Source organism: Aminobacter sp. P4_H6_2 (genome assembly GCF_056400805.1).
Genome location: NZ_JBFUKO010000582.1, coordinates 1 through 3380 on the forward strand (window position 1 = coordinate 1; position 3380 = coordinate 3380).

At 63.5% G+C, this 3380-nt stretch carries 2 protein-coding genes and 1 pseudogene; 2 read left to right on the forward strand and 1 reads right to left on the reverse strand.

Annotation, left to right across the window (positions count from 1 at the left end; translation table 11 throughout):
- The first annotated feature begins 314 nt into the window (after positions 1 to 314).
- Positions 315 to 491, forward strand: a complete 177-nt coding sequence (locus AC1DUU_RS26915) for a hypothetical protein (RefSeq protein ID WP_176477851.1) — start codon at positions 315 to 317, stop codon at positions 489 to 491.
- Positions 472 to 2535 carry a recombinase family protein gene (locus tag AC1DUU_RS26920; protein WP_476786414.1) on the forward strand — a complete coding sequence of 688 codons (2064 nt, stop codon included), beginning with the start codon at positions 472 to 474 and terminating at the stop codon, positions 2533 to 2535. Before AC1DUU_RS26915 ends, AC1DUU_RS26920 begins: the two co-directional genes overlap by 20 nt.
- A gap of 20 nt (positions 2536 to 2555) precedes the next feature.
- On the opposite strand, the pseudogene tnpC reads toward AC1DUU_RS26920, so the two are convergent.
- A pseudogene (gene tnpC, locus AC1DUU_RS26925) lies at positions 2556 to 3380 on the reverse strand (IS66 family transposase); the annotation flags it as partial.

Here is a 3380-nt window from a genome sequence, read left to right on the forward strand (position 1 = left end):
CCGTCCGACGGGACCTCATGATGCCCGGATTCTAGGGCATGAGGTGGAGGTCGCCTATCCGTTCCACCCGCTGTTCCGGCGGCCCGCGATCGTGATTGCAGATCAGTTCCACAACGGCAGTCGTCATTTGACCCTGCGCTCAGGCGAGTGCCCATCCTTCCTGGTTCCCGCATGGATGCTTGATCCAGCGGTCGCATCGGTCAAAACCACTGACGTTCCGCGCATTTCGGTTGCCCGACTTTTAGATCTTAGGGCGTTCCTGGACTCAGGCCTCGCCTGCAACCTTGGGGAAGAGATTCCCGAAGGAGGCACTGATGGCGAAGCAGTGGACGCATGCGCAACAGGATCTGTTCGAGGAGCCGCCGCCAGCCATGAGGCTCGCGCCGGCGGAGCGGACGAAAGCGGTGGAGCAGCTACAGGCACTCCTGATGGAGGCGATGGTGGCCGTGGCAGATCAGTTGGAGGCGGGCGATGACGAAGATCACGGCTGATCATCTGGTACGGAACGCCATCGTCTATGTCCGGCAATCGACGGCTTTCCAGGTTGCCCGGAACCTGGAAAGCCAGCGGCGGCAATACGGCCTGGCCGATCGGGCCCGCCAGTTGGGGTGGCCCGACGTCGAGGTGATCGATGACGATCTTGGCCGATCGGGCGGGGGCGCACGCCGGCCCGGCTTCGAAAGGCTTCTGGCGGCAATCTGCGAGGGCCGCGTCGGTGCCGTGCTCTCGCTGGAGGCTTCCAGGCTGGCGCGCAATGGGCGCGACTGGCATACGCTCCTGGAGTTCTGCGGTCTGGTCGGCACACTGATTGTCGACGAGGACGGCGTCTACGACTCGGCCTCGCCCAACGACCGGCTCCTGCTCGGCATGAAGGGCACGATGAGCGAGATGGAACTCTCGGTCTTTCGGCAACGCTCGACCGAAGCAATGAAGCAGAAGGCGCGCCGGGGCGAACTCTTCCTCACCGTGGCGATCGGCTATGTGAAGGCTGGTGGAGACCGTATCGAGAAGGATGCAGATCGACGTGTCCAGGAGGCCATCGCGTTGGTGTTCCGCAAATTCGCCGAGCTTCAGACGATCCGCCAGGTACTGGTGTGGTGCAGGCAGGAAAAGGTTCTGTTGCCTGCCCTGGGCAACAGTGCGGTCGGCCGGGTTATCTGGCGCTTGCCTGTTTATCCGACAGTTCATCACATGCTGACCAACCCCGTCTATGCCGGCGCCTACGCCTTCGGCCGCCGAACCGCGCGCGTGACGATCGAGAACGGGCGCAAGCGGGTGGTCCGGAGCATGCAGCGCGACTGGCGCAACTGGGAGGTTTTGATCCGCGACCACCACGAGGGCTATATTGCCTGGGCCGAGTACGAAAGGAATCAACAGCTGATCGCCGATAACACCAACGGCAAGCGGTTCATGAGCCGAGGCGCGGTCCGCACCGGCGAAGCACTGCTGCCCGGCCTGCTCCGCTGCGCCCGGTGCGGCAAGAAGCTTCACGTCCGCTACGGCCAGACTTATCGTTACGAGTGCGTGGGCGCCTTCAACCAACTCGCGGCGGCGCGATGCATCACCTTTGGCGGAATGCGCGTCGACCATGTGCTTGCCAAGGAAGTGCTGGACAGGCTCCAGCCTCTGGGCGTGGAAGCGGCACTGGCGGCCGTAGAAACGCTCAGTCAGCAGCGCTCGGAGAAGAAGAGCCAACTCGACCTGGCGCTGCAGCAAGCGCGCTACGAGGCTGCCAGGGCGCAGCGTCAGTACGACGCCGCCGATCCAGAGAATCGCCTTGTAGCTGGAGAACTGGAGCGGCGATGGAACGAACGGTTGGCTGCAGTTCGTGATCTTGAACTCGAGATGGATCAGCTCGATTCCGACAAGGCGCCGGCGCTGACCGAGGCCGACCGCGAGCGGCTCATGGCGCTCGGTCAGGACCTGATTCGTGCTTGGGAGAGCCCCGGCACCACGCCGGAGACGCGCAAGAAGATCATCCGCACGGTCATCGCCGAGATCATCGTCGATGTCGTCGGCGATAACCTGGAGCTGATCATCCACTGGCAGGGCGGTGACCATACCCGTCTGATGGTGAAGCGGAACCGCGCCGGCCAGACGCGGTGGACTACCGACGCGGAAGTGGTCGACTTGGTTCGCGCCCTGGCTCGCCAGATGCCTGACGAAACGATCGCCGCGGTACTTAACCGATCCGGTAAGACGACCGGGCATGGCAAGAGCTGGACACGGGGGCGTATCTGCTCCCTGCGCCATCAACATGACATCGCCGTCTATCGTGACGGCGAGCGCGCCGAACGCGGAGAGGTTACGCTCGATGAGGCGGCCGCAGCCCTGACCCTCAGCCAATCGACCATCCGCCGTCTCATCGCCGAGGGCGCTCTTCCGGCAGAACAACATTGCAAAGGCGCACCCTGGATCATTCGACGCGCCGACCTTGAGCGAGAGGAGATACGCCGGCAGGCCGACCTACGCCGCTCACGACGCCCGCCACCCGACGAGCGTCAGCCAAATCTACTCGATCTTTCAACAGCATGACGGGATGAGCAGTATGAAGCACCATCGTCGCTACCGGCGAAGAGCGCATTCTTTCTGACGATGGTCTGGGGCCTGATTGCTCGCTCGACAATGTTGGAGTCGATTTCGGTGCGGCCGTCGGCGAGGAAGCGCTCGAGGGCCGCTCGCCTGGACGTTGCGTAGCGGATTGCCTCAGCAAGCTTCGATTTTCCCGAGATCCGCGGCAGCTCCTTTTCCCAGAACTTGAAGAGCTCGGCCACGATGACAGCGGAGCGGTCCTGACGGGCGGCGGCGCGTGCGGCAGGAACCTGGCCGCGAACCTCCTCCTCGATGGACCAGAGTTCGGCCATGGTCGTGACAGTCTGCGTTGCGATTTGGGAACTGCCGTTGATGTGCAGTTCGTAAAACCGGCGGCGTAGGTGAGCCCAGCAGCCCGCGAGAGCGACGCCCTCATTGGAGTTCGTTCTTGCCTTGGCGAGCTGTGTGTAAGCCGAGTATCCATCCACCTGCAGGATGCCGGTGAAGCCCGTCATGTGGCGGACAACGCAGTCGCCGCCGCGACCATCCTCGAAGCGATAGGCGACCATGGGCGGGCTGGCGCCACCGAAGGGCCGGTCGTCGCGCGCATAAGCCCATAGCCAAGCTTTTCGGACCTTTCCGGTTCCCGGCGCCAAGGTCGGCAGCGAGGTCTCGTCGGCGAAGACCCGCTCGCCCTGCTTGATCCGCTCCAGAATGTAGTCGGCGAGCGGCTTAAGCTCGAAGCCGACCTTGCCCATCCATTGTGCCATCAGCGAGCGGCTGAGCTCGACCTTGTCGCGGGCATAGATTGCCTCCTGCCGGTAGAGCGGCAGGCCATCGGCGTATTT

What these genes read in the sequence shown, in the direction of transcription:
- AC1DUU_RS26915 (WP_176477851.1), top strand. Translation starts at nt 315, where the DNA reads ATGGCGAAGCAGTGGACGCATGCGCAACAGGATCTGTTCGAGGAGCCG.
- AC1DUU_RS26920 (WP_476786414.1), top strand. Translation starts at nt 472, where the DNA reads ATGACGAAGATCACGGCTGATCATCTGGTACGGAACGCCATCGTCTAT.